Genomic DNA, 23,741 nt, shown 5'->3' with positions numbered 1-23,741 from the left:
GAACGGGGTTTCTCAGACCTCTTCGACCGAGCTGGGCTCGGCGTGGGACAGGTCGATGCCCAGTTCCTCGGCGGCCCGGAAGACTTCATCGTCCGAGTCACGCATTTCAATCGCGGTGCCGTCGGCGGAGAGGACCTCCACGTTCAGGCACAGCGACTGCATTTCCTTGATGAGCACCTTGAAGGACTCCGGAACGCCCGGCTCCGGGATGTTCTCGCCCTTCACGATGGCCTCGTAGACCTTCACGCGGCCGTGGATGTCATCCGACTTGATCGTCAGCAGCTCCTGCAGGGTGTAGGCGGCGCCGTACGCCTCCAGGGCCCAGACCTCCATCTCACCGAAGCGCTGGCCGCCGAACTGCGCCTTACCGCCCAGCGGCTGCTGGGTGATCATGGAGTACGGGCCGGTGGAACGGGCGTGGATCTTGTCGTCCACCAGGTGGTGCAGCTTCAGCATGTACATGTAGCCGACGGACACCGGGTCCGGGAACGGCTCGCCGGAGCGGCCGTCGAACAGGGTGGCCTTGCCGTTGGTGCCCATCAGCCGGTCGCCGTCACGGGTGACGTTGACGTGGCCGAGCAGGCCCTCGATCTCGTGGGCCTCGGCACCGTCGAACACCGGGGTGGCGACGTTGACCGGACCGGACTGCCGCGGGAAGTTCGGCAGGTCCTTGATCCATTCCGGCTCCCCCTGGATGTCCCAGCCGCGCGAGGCGGCCCAGCCCAGGTGCAGCTCCATGACCTGGCCCAGGTTCATGCGGCCCGGGACGCCCAGCGGGTTCAGGATGATGTCCACCGGGGTGCCGTCGGCCAGGAACGGCATGTCCTCGACCGGCAGGATCTTGGAGATGACGCCCTTGTTGCCGTGGCGGCCGGCCATCTTGTCACCGTCGGTGATCTTGCGCTTCTGCGCCACGTAGACGCGCACCAGCTGGTTCACGCCCGGGGGCAGGTCGTCGTCCTCGTCGCGGTCGAAGATGCGCACCCCGATCACGGTGCCGGACTCGCCGTGCGGCACCTTCAGGGAGGTGTCGCGCACCTCGCGGGACTTCTCGCCGAAGATCGCGCGCAGCAGGCGCTCCTCCGGGGTCAGCTCGGTCTCGCCCTTCGGGGTGACGCGGCCGACCAGGATGTCCCCGGCCTCGACCTCGGCGCCGATGTGGATGATGCCGCGCTCGTCGAGCTGGGCCAGCACCTCGTCGGAGACGTTCGGGATGTCCCGGGTGATCTCCTCGGCGCCCAGCTTGGTGTCACGGGCGTCGACCTCGTGCTCCTCGATGTGGATCGAGGTCAGCACGTCCTCCGAGACCATGCGCTGGGACAGGATGATGGCGTCCTCGTAGTTCAGGCCCTCCCAGGGCATGAACGCGACCAGCAGGTTCTTGCCCAGTGCCAGCTCGCCGTGGTCCGTGGCCGGGCCGTCGGCGATGATGCTCAGGCGCTCCACGCGGTCGCCCTCGGAGACGCGCACCCGCTGGTTGTAGGCGTTGCCCTGGTTGGAGCGGGCGAACTTCATGATCGGGTAGTGCTTCATGGTGCCGTCGTCCTGCATGACGGTCACGAGGTCGGCGGCGACCTCGGTCACCACGCCGGGGGCGTCGGCGGTGATGGAGTCACCGGCGTCCACGGCCACGTACTTCTCCATGCCGGTGCCCACGTAGGGGGCCTCGGCCTGGAGCAGCGGCACGGCCTGGCGCTGCATGTTGGCGCCCATGAGCGCGCGGTTGGCGTCGTCGTGCTCGAGGAACGGGATCAGGGCCGTGGCGGCCGAGACCATCTGCCGCGGCGAGACGTCCATGTAGTCGATGTCGTCCACGGAGGACAGCACGGGCTCGCCGCCACCGCCGCGCTGGCGGCAGAGCACGAGCTCCTCGGCGAAGGAGCCGTCCTCGTTGAGCGGGGCGTTGGCCTGGGCGATCTGGGCCACCAGCTCGTCATCGGCGGTCAGGTAGTCCACCTGCTCGGTGACGATGCCGTCCACGACCTTGCGGTACGGGGTCTCGATGAAGCCGAAGGGGTTGATCCGCCCGAAGGTCGCCAGCGAGCCGATCAGGCCGATGTTCGGGCCTTCCGGGGTCTCGATGGGGCACATGCGGCCGTAGTGCGAGGGGTGCACGTCACGGACCTCCATGCCGGCCCGGTCACGGGACAGGCCGCCCGGGCCCAGCGCGGACAGGCGACGCTTGTGCGTCAGTCCGGCCAGCGGGTTGTTCTGGTCCATGAACTGGGACAGCTGGGAGGTGCCGAAGAACTCCTTGATCGAGGCCACCACGGGGCGGATGTTGATCAGGGTCTGCGGCGTGATGGCCTCGACGTCCTGCGTGGTCATGCGCTCGCGCACGACGCGCTCCATGCGGGACAGGCCGGTGCGGATCTGGTTCTCGATCAGCTCGCCCACGGCGCGGATGCGGCGGTTGCCGAAGTGGTCGATGTCATCGACCTCGACGCGCACCTCGACGTCCTCGCCGTCGCGCTTGCCCGTGATGGTCCGCTCACCGGCGTGCAGGGCCACGATGAAGTGGACCATCTGGGCGATGTCGTCCTCGGTCAGCACGGAGGCGTTCGGGTCGCCCAGGGGCAGGTCCACGCCCAGCTTGCGGTTGAGCTTGTACCGGCCCACCTTCGCCAGGTCGTAGCGCTTGGGGGTGAAGTACAGGTTGTTCAGCAGGTTCTGCGCGGCATCCACGGCGGCGGGCTCGCCCGGGCGCAGCTTGCGGTAGATGTCCAGCAGGGCCTCGTCCTGGCCCTCGGTCGGGTCCTTCTCGAGGGTGGCGCGGATGGAGTCGTACTGGCCGAACTCCTCCAGGATGCGGGACTCGCTCCAGCCCATGGCCTTGAGCAGCACGGTGACCGGCTGCTTGCGCTTGCGGTCCAGGCGCACGCCGACCTGGTCACGCTTGTCCACCTCGAGCTCGAACCAGGCACCGCGGGAGGGGATGACCTTGGCGGTGAAGATGTCCTTGTCCGAGGTCTTGTCCGGGGTGCGCTCGAAGTAGGCGCCCGGGGAACGGACCAGCTGGGACACGACGACACGCTCGGTGCCGTTGATGACGAAGGTGCCCTTCTCCGTCATCAGCGGGAAGTCGCCCATGAACACCGTCTGCTGCTTGATCTCGCCGGTGTTGTTGTTCATGAACTCGGCCTTGACGTACAGCGGCGCGGCGTAGGTGGTGTCGCGCTCCTTGCACTCGTCCACCGGCATCTTCGGGTCGGAGAACTCCGGCTCGGTGAACGACAGGGACATGGTGCCCTGGAAGTCCTCGATCGGGGAGATCTCCTCGAAGATGTCCGACAGGCCGGAGGTGACGGCGACCGAGTCGTCGCCGATCTCCTGGGCGTGGGCCACGCGCTCGGCCCAGCGGGAGTTGCCGACCAACCGGTCGAAGGACTCAGTCTGCAGGGCCAGGAGGTCCGGCACGTCCAGTGGCTCGTGGATCTTCGCGAAGGTGATCCGGCCGGCGCTGGTGCCGGAGCGGGGCGAGACGGCCCCGGGAGTGTTAGCGGTTTCGGTATTTGAGGTGCTCGAGGCGACCAAGAGGGTTCCTTCCACAGACCGTCTGCATTTCCGTTCGCTCCCCGACCCGATCCACGACGTCCGGGGCCCACCGCTATTTGAAGGCCCGACCGGACGCCACGCCGCCGAGGTCGGTCATCCGGGCACGCCGGGACACACCTCAGGGGTGGACAGAAGGGAGACGTAAGGACTTAGCATAACCGCCACGGCGCCGGATGTCCACTTACCCCGCGAGTCCTCTCGGGGAATGCGCCGAGGGTGTGAGACGCTACGAGACTCGGCCCAGCCGCTCCCCCACCACCGGCCAGTTCCCCAGGCCGGTCGTCACCGCCCGTTGCAGGCGCGGACCCAGTGGGGCCTCCACCCAGCGGTGCACCAGCCACGCGGCGCCCAGGACCGAGGCCAGGGCCAGGCCCAGGACCCACTGCCGGGGCAGGACCGGTGAGAGCAGCATGATGATCCACCAGCCCCACAACTGGTGCAGCAGGTACACGGGGTAGGTCAGGCTGCCGGCCAGCGCGGCCCCGGGCAGCCGCACGCGGGCCAGCGGCGTGAGCACGATCACCGCCACCACCGCGAACAGTCCCACCACGATCAGCGCGTAGAGCCCCAGCGGGTAGTCATAACCGGTGAGCTCGACGGTCTCCCGCTGCTGGATGCCCGCGGACCACTGGGTGGCCAGCGCCACGTTCACGGCCAGGGCGGCCCAGCGGGCGGGGGTGTGACCGAACCGGAACAACAGGAACAGTGCCATGCCGCCGGCGAAGAGGGCCGAGTACTCGGGGAAGAACACGTGCTGCACCCAGCCGACGTCGTACCCCGCGGCGCCCAGGCCGAGGTACAGGCCGTTGCCGAGCAGCGGCCAGGCCAGGGCGAAGGCCAGCACTCGGCGCACGGTCATGCCGATCAGCGTGAAGGCGAGGATCCACAGGTAGAACTTCATCTCCACCCACAGCGTCCAGTAGACGCCGTCGAGGTGACCCACCCCGAACCCGCCCTGGAACATCGTCAGGTTGGCCCAGAGGTCCGAGGGACTGCGGTTGACCCCGAGCTCGGGCCAGACGACGAAGATCAGCGTGGCGGCGGCGAGCACCGCCACCCAGTAGGCGGGATACAACCGGCCCACGCGCGAACCGACGAACCGCGCCGGGGACTTGCCGAAGGAGGAGAGCAGGATCACGAAGCCGGAGATGACGAAGAACAACTGCACGCCCAGCGCGCCGACGGCGGTGACCTGGCTCAGCCAGGGCCAGGCCTCCGCGGCCGGGTCACCGTGGCGGCCCCAGTTGCCGTGGTGCCATGCGGTCCAGTGGAAGAGCACCACGGCCAGCGCGGCGACGAGCCGGAGCGCGTCCAGCAATGCCAGGCGGGGCCGGCCCGGTGCCGGCGTCGCCCGCGGTTCCACCTGCTGCTGCGGCTGCGGCGGCGCTACCCGCTGCATCTCTGCTGTCGCGACCATCGGTCGGCACCCTCCAGTATCCCTCGCCCTGCCCGAACCACCTTTACGGTTTCGTTACCTTAGGCAGTCAGTCTGGGTGTCCGCTGGGAGGATGGCGTTAAACGCCACGGCCCCTCCCTCCCGCGCAGGCGGGAGGAAGGGGCCGTGGGTGTGGACAGCGGCTAGGCCGCACGCATCACTTGAGGGTGATGGTGGCGCCGGCAGCCTCGAGCTGCTCCTTGGCCTTGTCGGCGGTCTCCTTGTTGACGCCCTCCAGGACGGCCTTCGGAGCGGAGTCGACCAGGTCCTTGGCTTCCTTCAGACCCAGCGAGGTCAGGGCGCGGACCTCCTTGATGACGCCGATCTTCTTGTCGCCGGCGGCCTCGAGGACGACGTCGAACTCGCTCTGCTCCTCGGCGGCAGCAGCGGCGTCGCCGCCACCGGCGGCGGGGGCGGCAGCGGCGGCGACCGGTGCGGCAGCGGTGACCTCGAACTTCTCCTCGAACGCCTTGACGAACTCGGACAGCTCGATGAGGGACAGCTCGGCGAACTGCTCGAGCAGCTCTTCAGTGGACAGCTTGGCCATGATTGGCTCCTTTACTTGAGGGTTCTCACGTATGTGGGGTGAAACGTGGCCGCTGGACGCGACCGGAGGGTGCTACTCGGCCGCGGGGGCAGCGGTGCCGCCCTGCTCCTCGACCTTCGCGCGCAGGGCGTCCACGGTGCGGACGGCCTGGGACAGCGGGGCCTGCAGCATGTAGGCCGCCTTGTACAGGTTGCCCTTCATGGCACCTGCCAGCTTGCCCAGCAGAACCTCGCGGGACTCGAGGTCAGCGAGCTTCTTGACGGCCGCCTCATCGAGGAACTGGCCCTCCATGTAGCCGCCCTTGACGATGAGGGCATCGTGGTTCTTGGCAAAGTCACGCATCGCCTTGGCCGCGTCCACCGGGTCGCCGGAGACGAAGGCAATCGCGGACGGACCGGACATCTTGCCCTCGAAGGCGTCGATGCCGGCCTGCTTGGCCGCGATCTCGCTGAGCGTGTTCTTCACCACGGCGTAGGTCGCGTTCTCACCGAGTGCACGGCGGAGCTCCTTGAGCTCGGCCACGGTGAGACCACGGTATTCCGTCAGGACGGCTGCGGTGGAGGTGCGGAACAGTTCCGCCAGCTCCGCCACAACAGCGTTCTTCTCAGACGTCGCCATGGCACTCCTTCCATTACTTGGGGCCGGCACCCGTCCTGGAGACAAGAAAACGCCCCGTGCAGGTGCACGGGGCGTGGCAGTACCGTCGAGCCCTGGGGCTCACCGGGAAGGCGTTGCTCTGTCTCACCTGCGCAGGCCGCCTCCTGAAGGAGGGCTTTACGATCGATTCCGCGAGGGATCCGACGACCGGCGGTCTTTGGTCCGTCAAGAATACGTGCGACGGCGGCGCATCACCAAATCGGGCCGCCGGACCCCGGGCTCCCGCTCTCCCCAATCCTCTTCTGCCAGCCGGGATGGGTGGCCACCGGCCGGAAGCCCAGCGTCTCGTGGGCGCGCAGGATCGGCGCGTTCTCCCGCGCGGCCCAGGCGTACACCCGCTCGACGGTGGGCCTGGACCGCACCAGCCGCGAGATGTTGGCGGCCTTCATCAGCAGCGCGAGGTGGCGCCCGCGGTGGTCGGGGTGCACCAGGGTGCTGCCCTGGTAGGCGACCTGCGGCAGGTCCCGGAAGGTCTCGATGTCCGAGTGCCCCACCAGCCGGCCCGAGGGCCGGTGCAGCACGGCGGTGGTGACCGGGGTGAGGTGGATCTGCTCCCGGGCCCGTTCCTCCGCGCGCAGGCGGTCCACGTTCCAGGCCTCGGGAACGATCTCGAGCTCTCCCCGGGGCGCCTCGGCCAGCATCCGCCCCCGCAGCCCCGCCATCGACTCGGCGTATTCCTCGGGGCAGGCACCCTCCCAGCCCACCAGCTCGTAGTCTCCGCCCGGACCGGCCGCCGCCTCCACCTGCCGGGCCGGCCCGGCCGCCGCGGGCAGCGCCAGCACCGAACACCACTCCAGCTGGGCCAGCCCGTAGCCGCGGGCCGCGGCGAACGCCGCGTCCGCCGCGTCGGACCGCACCTCCGGCGGGCCGGCGGCCGCCGGGTCCACGAGGGCGTTGTCCGTCCAGGACTGCAGCGTGGTGTGCCCCCGGCGCAGCGCCTCGGCCTCGATCCCGGCCAGCAGCGCCGACCCCACGCCCCGGCGCCGGAAACCCGGGTGCACCCCCACCCACACCTCGGCCGTGGCCGCGGCCGGCGTGGCGGTGAGGAATCCGAACCCGACGATCCGGCCGGGATCCTCGGCGTCGTCCAGCCGCGCGGCGACGTAGTCCATCCGGAAGTCCGGACGGGGCCGGGCCGCGGCGAGCCGGTTCTCCGGCGATTCATAGAAGTCGTTGGTGCCCCAGAACAGGGAGGTGATCAGGTTGGCCAGCTGGGAGACCTGGAGGAAGTCGGCCGTGGTGTCCGGCATCGGCAGGCGGGACTGGTCGAGGTGCGGGGGCAGCTCGAGCCAGTCGAGCGCCGGGCCGTGCCGCGTGTCGGTCATGGCCCCATGATGCCGCACTCATGCCCAGACCATGATCGCGGACCCCGCCGCCGCGACGGTCCCCGTCCTGCTGACGGCCTGGATGACGTACCAGTACCGGCGCCGGGGCTCCGCGGTGAGGTCCCCCCAGCGCCTCGTCCCGGTGACCGCCGGCAGGACGGCCAGGAGGTCCTCGGCCGTCCCCGGCAGCGCCGGGATGGTGGCGCTGTAGGCGCGCTGCCGCCAGATGGCGATCCAGCGGGCGGGTTCCGCACCGGCCGGCAGCGTCCACTCCAGGGTGAGGCCGGTGGTCGTGCGCCCGGCCCGGGTGAACGCCGGCGACGGCGGCCGGGCGGCGTTGAGCCACCGGACGGGCAGCGGCAGGGCCCGGCGCTGGTAGTGCGCCGAGCGCACCCGGCTCATCGCCCCGAGCTCGTCCGCGCGGACGGCACTGGCGTTGTAGTAGGCATTCCCCTCCCCCTGTGTCAGCCGGCGGCCCAGCGCCACGTGGTTGCTCAGTTCCGCGGGATTCGTCCAGCCGGCGTCGCCGACCTTGTACACGGCCTCCCCCAGGGCGACGTGCGTGCGGGTCACGGTGCCCTGCAGGGACCACCAGCGGGACAGCACGTCGTAGTCCGCCGTCGGGTGTCCCTGCTGCCAGTACAGCTGGGGGATGAACAGGTCCGTCCACTGCTCGCGCAGCCACAGGCGCGTGTCGGCGTACAGGTCGTCGTACGCCTGGAGCCCGGCGGTGTCCGAACCGGCCGTGGAGCTGCTGCGGTTGCGCCAGATGCCGAAGGGGCTGACGCTGAAGACGGCGCGCCGGTCGGCCGCGTGGACGTCCAGGCCGGCGTAGCGCACGAACCGGTTGACGTTGTCCCGGCGCCAGGTGGCACGGGTCCGTCCGGCACCGTAGCGCGCGAAGGAGGCGTCGTCGCCGATGACCTGGCCCGCCGCCGGGTACGGGTAGAAGTAGTCGTCCAGGTGCACGCCGGCCACGCCGTAGCGCGCGGCGATCTCGGCCAGCACCGCCCGCACGTGCAGGCGCACCTCCGGCCGGCCGGGATCCAGGTACCGCCTCCCCCCGTAGGCGTAGGTGAAGGACGGGTTGCGCGCGGCGAAGCTGCCCGGGTACAGCGAGGTCAGCGAGGTGTCCATGGCCACCCGGAAGGGGTTGGCCCAGGCGTGGACCTCCAGTCCGCGCCGCGACGCCTCGGCCACCGCCCACTCGAGCGGGTCCCAGCCCGGGTCCTGGCCCAGGGTGCCGGTCAGGTACCGTGACCACGGCTCCCCGAGCGTGGACCGGTAGAAGCGGTCACCGGCCGCCCGGACCTGCAGCAGGACCGCGTTGCAGCCCCGCAGGGCGGCCAGTCGGATGAGCTCGCCCAGCTCGGCGCGCTGCTGGGTGACGCTCAGCCCCGGGCGCGAGGGCCAGTCGATGTTGAGCACGGTGGCCACCCACAGGCCGCGGAACTCGTGGAGCGGCCGGGTGGCCGAGGTGGCCGTGTCCCGCGCGGTGACCACGTACGGTACCCAGGCGCGGCCGGTGGCGGCCTGGGCGACACCGGCCGGGGGCGCGGTGACGGCGGAGAGGGCGACCGCCGCGGCGGCGCCGGAGATCAGGTTCCGTCGCGTGGGGCCGGGGGATGCCGGGCGCGACGGCACCGGGTGTGCCGAGACCATGGTGCACTGCCTTCCTCGCCCCTCTGGGGAGGAATTCTGCTCCGCGTCGCGCACGGCGTCGAGTGCTGGGCGCCCCGGGGCCGGCGCCTGCGCCGGAACGACGGAGCGCCGGACCCCGGGGACTCCCGGGATCCGGCGCTCGGCCGCGGATGAGGATCAGGCCTCGGCGGTCACCTTGACCACGTTCGGGTCGACCTTGATGCCGGGACCGAAGGTGGTGGAGATGGTGGCCTTGGAGATGTACCGGCCCTTGGAGGCGGACGGCTTCAGGCGCAGCACCTCCTCGAGGGCGGCGGCGTAGTTCTCCGCCAGCTTGTCGGCGTCGAAGCTGGTCTTGCCGATGATGAAGTGCAGGTTGGCGTGCTTGTCGACGCGGAAGTCGATCTTGCCACCCTTGATGTCGGTCACGGCCTTGGCCACGTCCGGGGTCACGGTGCCGGTCTTCGGGTTCGGCATCAGGTTGCGCGGGCCGAGGATCTTGCCCAGGCGGCCGACCTTGCCCATCATGTCCGGCGAGGCCACGGCGGCGTCGAAGTCGGTCCAGCCGCCGGAGATCCGGGCGATCAGGTCGTCGGAGCCGACGAGGTCTGCGCCGGCGGCCTCGGCGGCCGCGGCCTTGTCACCGGTGGCGAAGACGACCACGCGGGCGGTCTTGCCGGTGCCGTGCGGCAGGTTGACGGTGCCGCGCACCATCTGGTCGGCCTTGCGCGGGTCGACGCTCAGGCGGAAGGCGACCTCCACGGTGGCGTCGGACTTCGACGGGTTGGTCTCCTTGGCCAGGGCGATCGCCTCGGCGGGGCCGTAGACAGCGTCCCCGATCTTCTCCTGGGCGGCCTTGTATGCTTTGCTGCGCTGTGCCATCTGCGTGTTCTCCTTATGCAGTCGTGGTCTGCGGGTCGCGCGCGACCCTGCCACTGGGGGTGTGAGGGGTTCCGTCAGCCGTCGACGGTGATGCCCATGGAACGGGCGGTGCCGGCGATGATCTTGGCCGCGGCCTGGACATCGTTGGCGTTGAGGTCTTCCATCTTGGTCTGGGCGATCTCCTCGCACTGGGCCTGGGTCAGCTTGCCGACCTTGTCCGTGTGCGGGGTGGCGGAGCCCTTCTTGACGCCTGCGGCCTTCTTGATCAGCTCGGCGGCCGGCGGGGTCTTGGTGACGAAGGTGAACGAGCGGTCCTCGTACACGGTGATCTCCACCGGCACGACGTTGCCGCGCTGGGATTCCGTCGCGGCGTTGTACGCCTTGCAGAACTCCATGATGTTCACGCCGTGCTGACCGAGCGCAGGGCCGATCGGAGGTGCCGGGTTGGCGGCGCCTGCCTGGATCTGCAGCTTGATCAGGCCTGCGACCTTCTTCTTGGGGGCCATTTTCGGGTCCTTCTACTTGCGGGTTTCCCGCGGGGCACAGGAGCGTGTCCCGGGGCTGGTGGCCGCCGTGGCGCGGCAGCCGGTCCGCTCCCGCCCGGCCAAAGCAACCGTGCGGGGGCGAAGTCTGGACTGTCCTACCGGATCTTCGTGACCTGGCCGAAGGACAGGGTCACGGGGGTCTCCCGCTCGAAGATGGTCACGAGGACCACGAGCTGCTGGGATTCCACCTTGACCTCGGAGATGGTGGCCGGGAGGGTCTCGAAGGGGCCGTCATTGACGGTGACCGACTCGCCGACCTCGAAGTCGACCTCGATCGCCGGCATGGACTCCTCGGTCCCGGCCGGTGCGGGGCGACCCTCGGCCTGGGCGGCCTTGGTGGCCTCCTGCAGCACGGAGGGGAGATCATGTCGAAGACCTCCTGCAGCGACAGCGGCATCGGGTCATGGGCGTTGCCCACGAACCCGGTGACGCCGGGGGTGTGCCGCACGACGCCCCAGGAGGCGTCCGTCAGGTCCATGCGCACGAGCACGTAACCGGGGATGCGCACCCGGTTGACGAGCTTGCGCGTGGTGTTGCGGATCTCCACGACCTCTTCCATGGGGACTTCGATCTCATAGATGTAGTCCTCCATCTCCTGGGTCTGGATACGCGTCTCGAGGTTGGTCTTCACGCGCTTCTCGTACCCGGCGTAGGTGTGGATGACGTACCAGTCACCGGGCTGGCGGCGCAGCCGCGCGCGCAGCTCCTCGGCCGGGTCGGCCGCGGGCTCCGCGACGGCGGGGGCAGCGGCCGCGGCCGCGGCGTCAGCCTCTTCCTCGGCGACGTCCGTGGCGGCCTCGGCGGCGGCGACGTCGGACTGGTCGTCCTCGACGGCCTCGGCGAGTTCGGCCTCGGCGTCCTCCACCTCGGCGTCCAGCGCGGGCTCGACGGGCTCCCCGGCCACGGCAGCGTCCTCGGCAGTCTGGGGCTCCTGAGACGGCTGGGCCTCTTCGGCGAGGACGGCGTCCTCAACGGCCTGCGGTTCGAGTTCCTGCTCGGACACGGGTTCCTGCTTTCTTCACGCGGTCGACGTCATTCCGGCAGGGCGCGTCCTCCGGCTGGCCAGTCAGGCGCTGCCGTCACCGAAGACGAAGGAAGCACCCGTGCCGAACACGAAGTCCAGCAGGCTAACGAGCAAGATCATCAGGATCACGAACGCGAGCACGATGCCCGTGAGCTTGACCAGTTCCTCGCGGGTCGGGGTGACGACCTTTCGCAGCTCGTCCACGACCTGGCGCAGGAACAAGCCGATCCGGCCGAAGAAACCACGCTTCCGCGGGGCGTCGGGGGTCTTCTCCCCCGTGCTGTTCGCAGCTGCCTCGGTCACGCGGCCTCACTTGCTCGTCGACACTGAACTGTCCTGCCGGGGGGCTCCGGATCACTCCGGACCACCCTGCGCAGGGTAGACAGGACTCGAACCTGCAACCTGCGGTTTTGGAGACCGCTGCGCTACCAATTGCGCCACTACCCTTCGGGTCCGCAACGCGACGACTCAACGGCACGGCCCGTCATGGTGCTTTTCAACACCGGGGATCCACTGTACGTCATCTTGGGGAGTGAGTCGAACCGGTAGGCTGAGCGCCATGACGTCACACACTCCGCGCAGTCGTGTCTCCCAGCGCATCGGATCGATCGCCGAGTCGGCCACCCTGGCCGTCGATGCCAAGGCCAAGGCCCTCAAGGCCGCCGGTCGCCCCGTCATAGGCTTCGGTGCCGGCGAGCCGGACTTCCCCACCCCGGGGTACATCGTCGAGGCGGCCGTCGAGGCCGCTCGCGACCCGAGGAACCACCGCTACTCCCCCGCCGCCGGACTGCCCGAGCTGCGCCAGGCGATCGCGGACAAGACCCTGCGGGACTCCGGCGTGAGCCTGGAGCCGAGCCAGGTCCTGGTGACCAACGGCGGCAAGCAGGCCGTCTACAACACCTTCGCCACCCTGCTGGACCCGGGTGACGAGGTCATCGTCCCCACGCCCTTCTGGACCACGTACCCCGAGTCGATCCGGCTGGCCGGCGGCGTGCCCGTGGAGGTCTTCGCCGGCCCGGAGACCGGGTACAAGGTCTCCGTGGACCAGCTTGAGGCGGCGCTGACCGACCGCACCAAGGTGCTGCTGTTCGTCTCCCCCTCCAATCCGACCGGCGCCGTGTACTCCCCGGAGGCCACCGCCGAGATCGGCCGCTGGGCCGCCGCGAGGGGCCTGTGGGTCGTCACGGACGAGATCTACGAGCACCTGACCTACGACGGCGTGCCGTTCACCTCGATCGCCGCCGCCGTGCCGGAGCTGGCCGAGCAGGTGGTGATCCTCAACGGGGTGGCCAAGACCTATGCCATGACCGGTTGGCGGGTGGGCTGGATGGCCGGCCCGAAGGACGTCATCAAGGCCGCCGCGAACCTGCAGTCCCACGCCACCTCCAACGTCGCCAATGTCTCCCAGCGCGCGGCACTGGCCGCCGTCTCCGGCCCCCTGGACGCGGTGCAGGAGATGAAGGCGGCCTTCGACCGGCGCCGCCGGGCCATGGTCGAGGCCCTGAACGCGGTGCCCGGGTTCTCCTGCCCGACGCCGGAGGGCGCCTTCTACGCCTACGTGGACGTCCGCGACGCACTGGGGAGGACCTACCGCGACGTGACCCCGCAGACCTCCGCCGAACTGGCCGGGTTCATCCTCGGCGAGGCCGAGGTGGCCGTCGTCCCGGGCGAGGCGTTCGGGCCCTCGGGCTTCCTGCGGCTGTCCTACGCCCTGGGCGACGAGGACCTCGCCGAGGGTGTCGGCCGCATCCAGAGGCTGCTCTCCGAGTAACCGCACTTGCGCCTCGTGGCACCCTTTCCTGCCGCAGGTGCGTGACGTAGGGTCGGGACCATGACCCTGCTGCGCATCGCCGAGGCGTCCCGGTACCTGGGTGTCAGCGACGACTCCGTGCGCCGCTGGGTGTCCTCCGGACGCCTGACCGCCCACACCGACGAGGCCGGGCGGGCCGCCGTCGACGGCGTGGAGGTGGCCCGGCTGGTCCGGGAGACCACCGCCCAGGCCGACGCCGACGCGCACGGGCTGCGCGTCTCGGCCCGCAACCGGTTCACCGGGCTGGTGACCGACGTGGTCATGGACACCGTGATGGCCCAGGTGACCCTGCAGTGCGGGCCCTTCCGCGTGGTGTCCCTGATGAGCGCGGAGGCCGCCCTGGACCTGGAGCTGGAACCGGGCATGCCGGCGTCCGCGGTCGTGAAGGCCACCACCGTGATCATCGACCGCGACGAGGCCTGACCGTGAGGGCCCGCACCACCGCGCTGCTCGCCCTGGCCGCCGCCTCGGCACCCATGATGACCGGTTGCACCGGAGGCTCCGCCGCCCAGGACACCCCCGCCGGGGACGTCACGCTGACCGTCTTCGCGGCGGCCTCGCTGACGGACGCCTTCGAGCAGATCGGCGAGGACTTCGAGGCCGAGCACCCCGGCGTGACGGTGCGGTTCAACGTCGCCGGGTCGTCCGACCTGGTCCAGCAGATCATCGCCGGGGCGCCGGCGGACGTCTTCGCCTCGGCGGACGTGCCGACCATGGACCGGGCCGTCGGCGCCGGGGCCGTCTCCGGTGCGCCCCGCCCGTTCGCCACTAACGTGCTCACGCTGGTCACGCCCCCGGACAACCCCGCGGGCATCACGTCCCTCGCGGACGCCGCGGCCGAGGGCGTGAACCTGGTGGCCTGCGCCCCCCAGGTCCCCTGCGGCCAGGCCACGGCCGCCCTCGCCCGGGCGTCCGGTCTCGCCCTGGACCCGGTCAGCGAGGAGTCCTCCGTCACGGACGTGCTGGGCAAGGTCACTTCAGGGGAGGCCGATGCCGGGCTGGTCTACGTCACGGACGCCACCCGGGCCGGGGACGCGGTGCACACCGTGGACCTGGAGCACGCCCGGTCGGCCGTGAACACCTACCCGATCGCCGCGCTGGCGGAGGCGGAGCATCCCGGGCCGGCCGACGCGTTCGTCGAGCACGTCCTGGGCGCGCAGGGGCAGGAGGTGCTGGGTCATGCCGGCTTCGGTCACCCGTGACGTCCCGGTCCGCCCCCCGCGGGCCCTGACCGTCGTCGGCGTCCTGGGCGCGGCGGTCATCCTGCTGCCCTTCGTCGCGCTCGTGGCGGGGGTGGACCTGACCCGGCTGCCCCGGTTGCTGACCTCCCCGGCGGCGCTCGACGCCCTGGGCCTGTCCCTGCGGACGTCCCTCACGGCCACGGCCGTCTGCCTGGTCCTGGGGATCCCGCTGGCGCTGACGCTGACCCGGCTGGAGTTCCCGGGCCGCAGCGTGGCCCGCTCGCTCGTGCTGCTGCCGCTCGTGGTCCCTCCCGTGGTCGGGGGCATCGCGCTGACGGAGGCCTTCGGCCGCCGCGGACTGGTCGGAGAGCACCTGCACGTGCTGGGGATCGAGATCGCGTTCACCACCACGGCCGTCGTCATGGCCCAGGTGTTCGTCTCCCTGCCCTTCCTCGTGGTCGCGCTGGAGGGGTCACTGCAGACCCGGGGCGAGGCCCACGAGCGCACCGCCCTGTCCCTGGGCGCCTCCCCGGCCCGCACCTTCCGCACCGTCACGCTGCCGCTGATGGCCCCCGGGCTCCTCGCGGGCACCGTGCTGACCTTCGCCCGCGCGCTGGGCGAGTTCGGGGCCACCATCACCTTCGCCGGGTCGATGCAGGGCACCACCCGGACCCTGCCGCTACAGGTCTACCTGGAGCGGGAGACGGACTCCGAGGCCGCCGTCGCGCTGTCCCTGCTGCTGGTGGTGGTGGCGCTGGCCGTCATCACGCTGGCCTACGGCCGCAAGCGGGTGACGATCTCGTGACGGGCCTCGACTGCCGCGTGGTGGTCCCCGAGCGCGAGGTGGACGTGGCGTTCACGGTCCCGCAGGGACAGACCCTGGCGCTGCTCGGGGCGAACGGCGCCGGCAAGTCCACCGTGCTGGACGCGCTGGCCGGCTGGCTGCGCCCGGAGTCGGGCCACGCGACGCTGGGCACGGAGGTCCTCTTCGACGGCGGCACGTGGGTCCCGGCCCGGCACCGCCGGGTCGGCTACCTGACCCAGGACGCGCGGTTGTTCCCGCACCTGAGCGCCGAGGCGAACGTCGCCTACGGGCTGGACCGGGCCGGCGTCGTGGGCCGGTCGGCGCGGCGGCGGGTGGCCCGGCAGTGGCTGGAACGGGTGGGCGTGGGCCACCTGGCGGGACGGCGTCCGCACCAGCTCTCCGGCGGCCAGGCGCAGCGCACCGCGATCGCCCGCGTGCTGGCCTCGGATCCCCGGCTGGTCCTGCTGGACGAGCCGCTGTCCTCGCTGGACGCCCAGGTGGTGCCGCAGGTCCGCGCCCTGCTCGCCGAGGTGCTCACCGGCCGGACGACCGTGCTGGTGACCCATCACGCGGCGGACGCCGAGGCGCTGGCCCACTCCACCCACCGGATCGCTAGAGCAGACCCCGTTCACCCGCCCACCGGGTGAGCTCGTGGCGGTTGGACAGCTGCAGCTTGCGCAGCACGTTGGACACGTGCGTCTCCACCGTCCGCACGGAGATGAACAACTCCCGCGCGGCCTCCTTGTACGTGTAACCGCGGGCGATGAGCCGCATGACCTCCAGCTCGCGGGCCGAGAGCAGGTCGAGCTCCTCGTCCCGCACCGCGACGTCCGCCGTCCCGAAGGCGTCCAGCACGAACCCGGCCAGCCGGGGAGAGAACACGGCGTCCCCGCCGGCCACCCGCTGCACGGCGTCCGAGACATCGGCGCCCGAGATCGTCTTGGTGACGTAACCGCGGGCCCCGGCGCGGATGACCGCCACCACGTCCTCCGCGGCGTCCGAGACGGAGATCGCCAGGAACCGCACCCCGGGCGCCAGCTCCTGGCAGGCCGCGGCCACCTCGGCTCCCCCACCGCCACGGCCACCGGGCAGGTGCACGTCCAGCAGCACCACGTCCGGGCGCACCTCGTGGATGGTCCGGACCGCCGAGTCCACGTCCCCGGCCTCGCCGACCACCTGGATGGCGGACGGGTCCAGGTCCGCCTTCAGCCCCGTCCGGAAGATCGCGTGGTCGTCCACGACGACGACCCTCACTGGTACCCGGTTCATCCCTGCCGCCCTTCCTCGCCGTTCTTCCCATTCTCCGCCGGGACCGGCAGGTGCAACCGGACCTCGGTGCCGCCGTCACCGGTGATGATCCTCGCCGTGCCGCCGGCACGCTCCATCCGGCCGATGACCGACTCCCGGATCCCGAGACGGTCCGCCGGGATCGCCGAGAGGTCGAAACCGGGGCCGCGGTCCTTGACGAAGACCTCCACGGCCTCCGGCCGGGCCTCCGCGTAGACCTGGACCGGCCCGGCATGGCGCACCCCGTTGAGCATCGCCTCGCGCGAGGCCTGCAGCACCGGGTCCAGCCAGGGACCGGTGGCCGAACCGGCGGTGACCACCTCGATGGGCTGGCCGTGGTCGTCCTCGATCGCCGCGGCCAGGTCCTCGAGCCGGTCCGTCAGGGTCCCGGTGGGCCGGGAGGGATCCTGGTAGAGGTACTGGCGCAGGTCGCGCTCCTGGGCGCGGGCCAGCCGCACCACGGTGGAGGGGGTGTCCGCGTTCTTCTGGATCAGGGCGAGGGTCTGCAGCACGGAGTCGTGCAGGTGGGCGGCGATCTCGGCCCGCTCGGTCTGGACGGCGAGCGCGGAGGTCTTCGCCGTGGCATCGCGCCAGGCCTTGAGCACCCAGGGGGCGGCCACCAGCACCACGCCGGCGACGATCACCGCCGCCACCAGCAGTCCCAGCCACAACTCGTCCGTGCCGACGAAACCGGCCGCGAGCGCCAGCACGCCGGCCATCACCAGCAGCAGTCCGAGGGCGAGCGAGCTGATCCGCCCGGTCCGGCCCGCCCTCCCGGCGTCCCGCAGCGTGTCCAGTTGCAGCCAGGCCAGGGCGATGCCCAGCAGCACCACGGCCACCGGCCCGATCAGGCCCCAGTTCATCCGGATGCCGGCCCCCAGCTGCAGGGCCAGGACCGCGGCCACGCCCAGCAGCACGACCCCGAAGATCACCTGCCAGCCCTGGCCCAGGACGCCGCCCAGGCGGACGGGGGCCTCCCGGACCTGCTCCGCGGCGCCGCGGACCGGGTCACCGGCGGTGAGCACGGCCTCGTGCTCGTCCGGGACGAAGATCCACAGCCAGGCGTAGAAGACCACTCCGACCCCGCTGAGCAGGGTCAGGGCCACGACGCCGGCCCGCACCCACCCGGTGGGCAGGCCGAGGTACCGGGCCAGCCCGGTGCAGACGCCGGCGACGACCCGGCCCTCGGCCGGACGGGTGAGGACACTGTGCATGGCCTCCATCCTGCCCCAGTACGGGGTGTCCGCGGACCGTCCTCCGGGGGTTCTCCGGGTCGGATCAGGGGCTTTCCGGATACCGGGCCGGGGTTCGCACGGCGACGATGGAACCATGAACGAGAACCCCGCCTCCGGCTTCTACGCCTGGATCCACTCCCTGCGCACCGTCCGCAGTCCCCAGCGCTGGCTGGGCGGCGTGGTCGCCGGCATCGCCGACCGCATCGGCCTGGACCACACGCTGGCCCGGGCCCTGTTCGTGGTGCTGACCCTGCTGACCGCGGGGCTGACCGTGCTGGCCTACGGACTGGCGTGGATGGTCCTGCCGGAACCGGACGGGCGGATCCACGCCCGGGAGGCCGGCCAGGGACGGTGGACCTCCGGCATGACCGGGGGCCTGGTCCTGGGGATCCTCGGCGCGGTGGGCCTGTTCACCCCGCCCTACGGACCCGACGGCGGCTGGTGGGACGTCGGCGGGCTCCTCGGCCTGGCGGTGATCGGCCTGTTCGTCTGGCTCGTCGCCTCCCGGTCCGGCCCCCGCGCGCTGCCCCCGGGCCCCGCAGGCGCTGCGTCCGGGGCCCCGTCCGCGGCCGTGAACGAGCCCGTCTTCCTCGCCCCCTCCGACACGGGGTGGTACGCCAGCGGGCCCCGGCCCCCCTCACCCGGCCCCTCCTCCCCCACCTCCTCCCCCGCCGACCGCGCCCCCGAAGGACGTGACCCCATGACCGCTCCCTCTGCCCACTACCAGGCTCCCTACCCACCTCCGGCTCCGGCCGCGCCGCAACCGGCCACGGTCGACCGCACCCCACCGTCGCTGTCCGGCTCCACCCAGCTGCTGGTCATCGGGGTCGCCGTCCTGGCCGGGGCCGCCGTCGCCGCCCTGAAGTACCTCGGCGTCTTCACCGCCGGCTGGGGCGTGATCTGGGCCGCCAGCCTGGCCACGGCCCTGGGCGTGATGGCCGTCGGCCTCATCGTCGGGGCCATCCTCGGCCGCGGCGGTGGCGGGCTGACCGTCACCACGGCCCTCCTGGTCATCCCCGTCCTGCTGGCCACCGGCGGCACGTTCGTCCGCGGCGACTGGGACGGGGCGTGGGACTCCACGTGGGACGGCACCGTCCGGGGTGACAGCCGCACCGGGTACGACCTGAGCTTCGGCTCCGGCTTGATCGACCTGACCGGCGAGCCCGGCAGCATCGATCCGGGCGCAGACCCGGTCCGCCTGGACGTGTCCTTCTCCGAGGCCGAGCTGATCGTGCCGCACGACGTGGACGTCTACCTCACCGTGGACAACGCCTTCAGCTCCGTGAACTCGGAGCCCGCCGTGGCCGGCGATGGCCGCGTCCAGGTCGTGGACGCCCCCACCGACCGCCGACTGGAGATCGACGCCGACCTGGCCTTCTCCACGCTGACCGTCCGGGTGGATGATCCGACCACCACGCCCACCGAGCAGGAGTGAACACCATGACGACCCACGACCCGTACCCCCACGACCCCTACCCCCACGCCTCGCAGGCCCACGACCCGGAGGCCCAGGCCCTCGAGGACGAGATCACCCGCGGCACCCTCCACGACCGCCACCGGGACCACGAGTTCGACGGGACCTCCGGACGCGGCTCGACGGCCACCGTCGGGACCCGTACAGCACCCGAGGGCATCCGCACCGGCACCCTGGTGTGGGGCATCATCGCCCTGCTGGTGGCCCTGTGGTCCCTGTCCGCGACCGTGCTGGACTGGGACGTCGACCCTGCCCTGGTCCTGATCTGCCTCGCCGCGCTCGGCGGCCTGGTGCTCGTGGCCGGCGGCATCGCCGGCGCCACGCGGAAGGGGCGCTGACCGTGGACGCCTTCTACCGCGCCCTGCGCTCCATCCCCTACCGCCGCGGCCCGCGCCGCTGGGTCGCCGGCATCTGCGGGGGCCTGTCCGCGAAGTTCGGCTGGGACCCCACGCTGGTGCGGATCCTGGTCCTGCTGAGCTTCCTGCTGCCGTTCATCGGCGTCGGCACCTACCTGCTGGCGTGGCTCCTGCTGCCCTGGCAGGACGGGTCCATCCCGCTGGAGCGGGTCCTGCCCGGTCCCCACTCGCGATAGCCTTCGGTCAGGACCATCCGATCCAGCCTGTCGAAAGGACCTCCAGCATGCGCGTCGGCCTCCTGACCAGCGGCGGGGACTGCCCCGGCCTCAACGCGGTCATCCGCTCCGCCGTCCTGCACGGCATCAAGACCTACGACTACGAGCTCGTGGGCATCCGGGACGGCTGGCGCGGACTGATCGAGGGCGACGTGGAGGACCTGCCACGCCAGCGGGTCCGCGGCCTGGCCCGCACCGGCGGGACCATCCTGGGCACCTCCCGGACGCACCCCTACAACCACCCGCGCGGCGGCCCGGAGAACATCAAGGCCCAGATGGCCCGGCTGGGGCTGGACGCCGTGGTGGCGATCGGCGGCGAGGGGACCCTGGCCGGGGCGAAGCGGCTGTCCGACGACGGCATCCCGCTGGTCGGGGTGCCCAAGACCATCGACAACGACCTCAAGGCCACCGACTACACCTTCGGCTTCGACACCGCCGTCTCGATCGCCACCGACGCCATGGACCGGCTGCGCACCACCGGTGAGTCCCACCACCGGTGCATGGTGGCCGAGGTGATGGGCCGGCACGTGGGCTGGATCGCCCTGCACTCGGGCATGTCCGCCGGCGCGCACGCGATCCTGATCCCGGAGCAGCGCACCTCCATGGAGCAGGTGTGCGACTGGGTCCGCCAGGTGCACGAGCGGGGGCGTTCACCGCTCGTGGTCGTCGCCGAGGGCTTCGTCCCCGAGGGGCACGACGACCCGCTGGCCGAGGCCGGTGCGGACGCCTCCGGCCGGCCGCGACTGGGCGGGATCGGCGAGTGGGTGACGCACCGGATCGAGGACATGACCGGGATCGAGACCCGCAACACCGTGCTGGGCCACATCCAGCGCGGCGGTGCGCCCACCGGCTTCGACCGCGTGCTGGCCACCCGCTTCGGCATGGGGGCCATCGACCTCGTCGCCGACGGCGAGTACGGGAAGATGGTCGCCCTCGACGGCACCGAGGTCGTCCGGGTGGAGCTCGCCGCCGCCCTGGACGGGCTCAAGGAGGTCCCGCAGCACCGCTACGACGAGGCGAAGGTGCTGTTCGGGCGATAGCCTTCAAGGATGCCCGTCAACAGCCACACCCGCCAGATCATCGAGCTGGCCTGGTCCCGGATCCTGGGACTGCCCGACGGCTCGATCACCGAGGCCGCCGGGTCTCCCCCGGGCTCCCGGCGGATCGAGGTGGCCACGGACTCCGGCGCGCAGGACGGCGCGGACGAGCAGATCGCCACCTTCGTTCGCCTCTACCAGACCTCCGTGCTCTACGGTCCCCGCTGGCTGCTCGACGCCGCCCGGGACGTGGACGACGAGGTCCTGGCCCTGGAGTCCACGATGATCCGCCTCGGCGCCGGACACGCCGCCCGCTCCCTGGGCGAGTCGGCGCTCTACTACGCGGAGGACGTCCCGGAGATCGAGCGCTCCGGTTCCGTGGCCGTGTCCTACGAGGTGGCCGACGCCGCCACGCTCGAGGCGCTGTGCCCCGCGGACGACGTCACCGAGGTGGGGCTGTCCGGCCTGGACGCCACCTTCACCCTGGTTCCCGACGACGGCTCGGGCACCCCGACCGGCGACCCGGTCGCGGGGGCCGGGTACGAGGAATGGCAGGGGCTGATCGGCCACCTGGGCGTGCTGGTGCGCCCCGACGTGCGCCGGATGGGCCTGGGAGCCTACGCCGCGGCGATCGCCATGGAGGAGGCCTTCACCGAGGGGCTCGTGCCGCAGTGGCGGGCCGCGCTGGGCAACACCGCCTCGCAGCACCTGGCCGACACCCTCGGCTTCGAGCTGGCCGGGTCACAGACGACGGTGCTGTTCACCCAGTGACGGGACTGTTCACCCGGTGATGGGGCCGGCCGCCTACCGGGTGCCGCGGCGCACGAAGCCGGTGGCCCGGCCGACGGCCTTGCCGGCCTGGGGCGAGACGACGACCTCCTGGGCGGCCGCCGTGAAGGACCAGCCGTCCTCGGCGTTGCCCTCCCGCACGAGCAGCTCTGCCTCGGGGTCGGTGTTGCGCTTGAGGATGGCCAGCGCGATCGGGCCCATCTCGTGGTGCTGGGCGGCCGAGGTGAGCGTGCCCACGGACCGGGCGGTGCCGGCCTCGGCGGTCCCGGACTCCGGGCGCACGATCACGTCCGCACCGGGTTCCGGCAGGGTGTGGCCCGAGCCGTCGAGCTGCAGGAACGCCAGGCGGCGCGGCGGGTGGCCGAGGTTGTGGACCCGGGCGATCGTCTCCTGGCCCTTGTAGCAGCCCTTGTTCAGGTGCACCGCCGTGCGCACGAGGTCCACCTCGTGCGGGATGGTGCGGTCATCGGTGTCCACCCCGTGGCGGGGCCGCAGCGCCGCGATCCGCAACCCCTCGGCGGCGAGCACGCCGGCCAGGGTGAAGCCCTCGGGCAGGGCACCGAGCTCGGAGACGGGCACCAGGTACTCGGACCAGGACCAGTCGGCGGCCGGGTGCCGAGCCGGGTCGGGGTCGACGGTGTACGGGAAGCCGCCCTCGCCGATGGCCGGCCAGGGATCGCGCCACCGGACGACGTCGTCCCGCTCGTCCCACGCCGGCACGTCACCGGTGGTGCCGATCACCGCGATCTCGCCGGTCCGGTCCGCGATCTCCACGCGGGAGGCGAACTTCATCCTCGTCAGCCAGTCGGCCAGCCCAACGTTCTCGCCCGGTTCCACGGTGAGCCAGGTGGTGGCGCCGTCGTCCACGAGGTGGCAGTCGAACTCGATGCGGCCCTGGACGTCCAGGAACAGCGTCTCCGTGGAGGTCCCGGGCTCCACCCCCCGGTCCAGTCGCTGGCTGGTCAGCACGTGCAGCCAGCTCAGCCGCTCCGGGCCGGAGACCGTGACCACGCCGCGGTGGGACAGGTCCACCACCGCGGTGCCGGCGGCCAGGGCGCGCTGCTCGGCCACCGGCTGGCCGTAGTGCGCGGCCACCGGGGCGTCGGGACCGGTGCCGGCCACCGCTCCGTGGACGGCGTCCGGGCCGGACAGCAGGGGCGAGGTGTAGGTCATCGGGGCAGTCTTCCCTGGGTGCGGTCGGGCATCCGGTCGAGGATGGCCGAGGCGTGCGGGTGCTCCTCGCCGCCGGCCGTGGCGTCCCAGCGCCAGAACAGCTGGCCGTTGACGAGCCCGAGGATCCGCGAACCGCCCTCGTAGGGCCCGGCGGCGGAGCCGCGCAGCACGGAGTCCGTGCGCAACTGGACCTGGGGGCCCTTGATGACGCCGTAGTACAGCTCCGTCAGGGACCCGGGGTGGGTGATCTGCGCCGTGATGGGGAAGCTGTCGTCCTGGCGCCGGTACGTCTCGACGTCCTCGGCGGACCGCAGGGTCGGCACCACGTCGCCCGGGGACATCCCGGGTCCGGGATCACCGTCGCGGCGTTCCCGGTCGAGTGCCCAGAACCCCGACTCCACGGTCAGCGGGCGCAGCAGCGTGCCGTCCTCCTCGCAGAGCCACGACTCGGCGCGGTACTCCAGGAAGGGCAGCTGGTGGTCCGTGAAGTCGACCCGCTGGTAGAAGATCTCGCTGTCGCTGTCCCCGGCTCCCAGCCGGCCCTGTCCCTCCCAGGAGCCGATGAGCCAGGACAGCGGAGCGAGCTCCGGCGTCAGGTCGAAGGGCAGTTCAGTGGGCACGGGGAAGGATCAGCGCTGGCCCTTGTACAGGCCCGAGACCACGAGGACGGCGAACGCCGCCATGGCCAGGCCCGCGATGACGAGCAGG

At 71.6% G+C, this 23,741-nt stretch carries 23 protein-coding genes, 1 tRNA gene and 1 pseudogene; 10 read left to right on the top strand and 15 right to left on the bottom strand.

The features are described 5' to 3' along the window. Window positions 1-12 precede the first annotated feature (12 nt). From rpoB to CITRI_RS0103560, 11 genes and pseudogenes are all read right to left on the bottom strand, one after another. Window positions 13-3,534 carry a DNA-directed RNA polymerase subunit beta gene (gene rpoB, locus CITRI_RS0103610; protein ID WP_010143241.1) on the bottom strand — a complete coding sequence of 1,174 codons (3,522 nt, stop codon included), beginning with the start codon at window positions 3,532-3,534 and terminating at the stop codon, window positions 13-15. 247 nt (window positions 3,535-3,781) lie between these two features. Next, complete coding sequence (locus tag CITRI_RS16175) at window positions 3,782-4,972, bottom strand: acyltransferase (RefSeq protein ID WP_050813567.1); 1,191 nt, start codon at window positions 4,970-4,972, stop codon at window positions 3,782-3,784. A 175-nt stretch (window positions 4,973-5,147) separates the two neighbouring features. Continuing rightward, window positions 5,148-5,537 carry a 50S ribosomal protein L7/L12 gene (rplL, locus tag CITRI_RS0103600; protein WP_010143239.1) on the bottom strand — a complete coding sequence of 130 codons (390 nt, stop codon included), beginning with the start codon at window positions 5,535-5,537 and terminating at the stop codon, window positions 5,148-5,150. Window positions 5,538-5,609: 72 nt separating this feature from the next. After that, entirely contained in the window at window positions 5,610-6,155 is a 546-nt protein-coding gene (gene rplJ, locus CITRI_RS0103595) for a 50S ribosomal protein L10 (protein WP_029139017.1), read from the bottom strand. Between the two features lie 230 nt (window positions 6,156-6,385). Further along, on the bottom strand, window positions 6,386-7,519 hold the full coding sequence (locus CITRI_RS0103590; protein ID WP_010143237.1) for a GNAT family N-acetyltransferase: 1,134 nt from the start codon (window positions 7,517-7,519) through the stop codon (window positions 6,386-6,388). Between the two features lie 18 nt (window positions 7,520-7,537). Further along, window positions 7,538-9,181 carry a glycoside hydrolase family 10 protein gene (locus CITRI_RS16170; protein WP_010143236.1) on the bottom strand — a complete coding sequence of 548 codons (1,644 nt, stop codon included), beginning with the start codon at window positions 9,179-9,181 and terminating at the stop codon, window positions 7,538-7,540. Between the two features lie 156 nt (window positions 9,182-9,337). Next, window positions 9,338-10,042 (bottom strand): 50S ribosomal protein L1, encoded by a 705-nt coding sequence (rplA, locus tag CITRI_RS0103580; RefSeq protein WP_010143235.1) that lies wholly within the window; start codon window positions 10,040-10,042, stop codon window positions 9,338-9,340. A gap of 74 nt (window positions 10,043-10,116) precedes the next feature. Then, on the bottom strand, window positions 10,117-10,548 hold the full coding sequence (rplK, locus tag CITRI_RS0103575; RefSeq protein WP_010143234.1) for a 50S ribosomal protein L11: 432 nt from the start codon (window positions 10,546-10,548) through the stop codon (window positions 10,117-10,119). A gap of 134 nt (window positions 10,549-10,682) precedes the next feature. After that, window positions 10,683-11,590, bottom strand: a pseudogene (gene nusG / locus CITRI_RS16165) (transcription termination/antitermination protein NusG). A gap of 63 nt (window positions 11,591-11,653) precedes the next feature. Continuing rightward, entirely contained in the window at window positions 11,654-11,914 is a 261-nt protein-coding gene (gene secE, locus CITRI_RS0103565) for a preprotein translocase subunit SecE (RefSeq protein WP_010143231.1), read from the bottom strand. Between the two features lie 71 nt (window positions 11,915-11,985). Then, window positions 11,986-12,058: transfer RNA gene (locus CITRI_RS0103560), tRNA-Trp, on the bottom strand. Window positions 12,059-12,170: 112 nt separating this feature from the next. Between CITRI_RS0103560 and CITRI_RS0103555 the strand changes: the two genes are divergently transcribed. Genes CITRI_RS0103555 through CITRI_RS16160 form a run of 5 tightly spaced genes read left to right on the top strand, consistent with a single transcriptional unit; the run spans window position 12,171 to window position 16,054 of the window. Then, window positions 12,171-13,382, top strand: a complete 1,212-nt coding sequence (locus CITRI_RS0103555) for a pyridoxal phosphate-dependent aminotransferase (RefSeq protein WP_010143230.1) — start codon at window positions 12,171-12,173, stop codon at window positions 13,380-13,382. A 60-nt stretch (window positions 13,383-13,442) separates the two neighbouring features. Then, on the top strand, window positions 13,443-13,844 hold the full coding sequence (locus CITRI_RS0103550; protein ID WP_010143229.1) for a molybdopterin-binding protein: 402 nt from the start codon (window positions 13,443-13,445) through the stop codon (window positions 13,842-13,844). Window positions 13,845-13,846: 2 nt separating this feature from the next. Continuing rightward, on the top strand, window positions 13,847-14,623 hold the full coding sequence (gene modA, locus CITRI_RS0103545; protein ID WP_010143228.1) for a molybdate ABC transporter substrate-binding protein: 777 nt from the start codon (window positions 13,847-13,849) through the stop codon (window positions 14,621-14,623). Further along, window positions 14,601-15,407, top strand: a complete 807-nt coding sequence (locus CITRI_RS0103540) for an ABC transporter permease (protein WP_010143227.1) — start codon at window positions 14,601-14,603, stop codon at window positions 15,405-15,407. Before modA ends, CITRI_RS0103540 begins: the two co-directional genes overlap by 23 nt. Further along, complete coding sequence (locus CITRI_RS16160) at window positions 15,404-16,054, top strand: sulfate/molybdate ABC transporter ATP-binding protein (RefSeq protein WP_010143226.1); 651 nt, start codon at window positions 15,404-15,406, stop codon at window positions 16,052-16,054. The genes CITRI_RS0103540 and CITRI_RS16160 overlap by 4 nt, the downstream gene beginning before the upstream one ends. Here CITRI_RS16160 and CITRI_RS0103530 read toward each other — a convergent pair. Further along, window positions 16,020-16,676: a response regulator transcription factor gene (locus CITRI_RS0103530; RefSeq protein ID WP_029139015.1), complete on the bottom strand. Its 657-nt coding sequence runs from the start codon at window positions 16,674-16,676 to the stop codon at window positions 16,020-16,022. The genes CITRI_RS16160 and CITRI_RS0103530 overlap by 35 nt on opposite strands. Beyond that, window positions 16,673-17,908, bottom strand: coding sequence for a PspC domain-containing protein (locus CITRI_RS0103525; RefSeq protein WP_010143224.1), 1,236 nt, complete (start codon window positions 17,906-17,908; stop codon window positions 16,673-16,675). The genes CITRI_RS0103530 and CITRI_RS0103525 overlap by 4 nt, the downstream gene beginning before the upstream one ends. Window positions 17,909-18,023: 115 nt before the next feature. On the opposite strand from CITRI_RS0103525, the gene CITRI_RS0103520 reads away from it, so the two are divergent. From CITRI_RS0103520 to CITRI_RS0103500, 5 genes are read left to right on the top strand one after another with little or no spacing between them, the layout of a single operon-like run. Further along, window positions 18,024-19,364 carry a PspC domain-containing protein gene (locus CITRI_RS0103520; protein ID WP_010143221.1) on the top strand — a complete coding sequence of 447 codons (1,341 nt, stop codon included), beginning with the start codon at window positions 18,024-18,026 and terminating at the stop codon, window positions 19,362-19,364. 5 nt (window positions 19,365-19,369) lie between these two features. Next, window positions 19,370-19,741, top strand: coding sequence for a hypothetical protein (locus CITRI_RS0103515; protein ID WP_010143220.1), 372 nt, complete (start codon window positions 19,370-19,372; stop codon window positions 19,739-19,741). A 2-nt stretch (window positions 19,742-19,743) separates the two neighbouring features. Next, window positions 19,744-19,995 (top strand): PspC domain-containing protein, encoded by a 252-nt coding sequence (locus CITRI_RS0103510; RefSeq protein ID WP_010143219.1) that lies wholly within the window; start codon window positions 19,744-19,746, stop codon window positions 19,993-19,995. A gap of 47 nt (window positions 19,996-20,042) precedes the next feature. Then, window positions 20,043-21,074 carry a 6-phosphofructokinase gene (locus tag CITRI_RS0103505; protein WP_010143218.1) on the top strand — a complete coding sequence of 344 codons (1,032 nt, stop codon included), beginning with the start codon at window positions 20,043-20,045 and terminating at the stop codon, window positions 21,072-21,074. A 9-nt stretch (window positions 21,075-21,083) separates the two neighbouring features. After that, the gene (locus CITRI_RS0103500; protein WP_010143217.1) at window positions 21,084-21,842 is read left to right on the top strand and encodes a GNAT family N-acetyltransferase; all 759 of its coding nucleotides are present in this window, start codon (window positions 21,084-21,086) and stop codon (window positions 21,840-21,842) included. A 33-nt stretch (window positions 21,843-21,875) separates the two neighbouring features. Here the strand turns inward: CITRI_RS0103500 and CITRI_RS0103495 are convergent, their stop codons facing one another. Both CITRI_RS0103495 and CITRI_RS0103490 read right to left on the bottom strand, forming a co-directional pair. Continuing rightward, on the bottom strand, window positions 21,876-23,033 hold the full coding sequence (locus tag CITRI_RS0103495; protein ID WP_010143216.1) for a folate-binding protein YgfZ: 1,158 nt from the start codon (window positions 23,031-23,033) through the stop codon (window positions 21,876-21,878). After that, the gene (locus CITRI_RS0103490) at window positions 23,030-23,653 is read right to left on the bottom strand and encodes an FABP family protein (protein ID WP_010143215.1); all 624 of its coding nucleotides are present in this window, start codon (window positions 23,651-23,653) and stop codon (window positions 23,030-23,032) included. Before CITRI_RS0103490 ends, CITRI_RS0103495 begins: the two co-directional genes overlap by 4 nt. Window positions 23,654-23,741: the final 88 nt, after the last annotated feature.

This window comes from Citricoccus sp. CH26A, from assembly GCF_000224415.1.
In the GTDB taxonomy this organism is placed as follows: domain Bacteria; phylum Actinomycetota; class Actinomycetes; order Actinomycetales; family Micrococcaceae; genus Citricoccus.
This window is presented reverse-complemented; position numbering and strand designations above follow the sequence as displayed.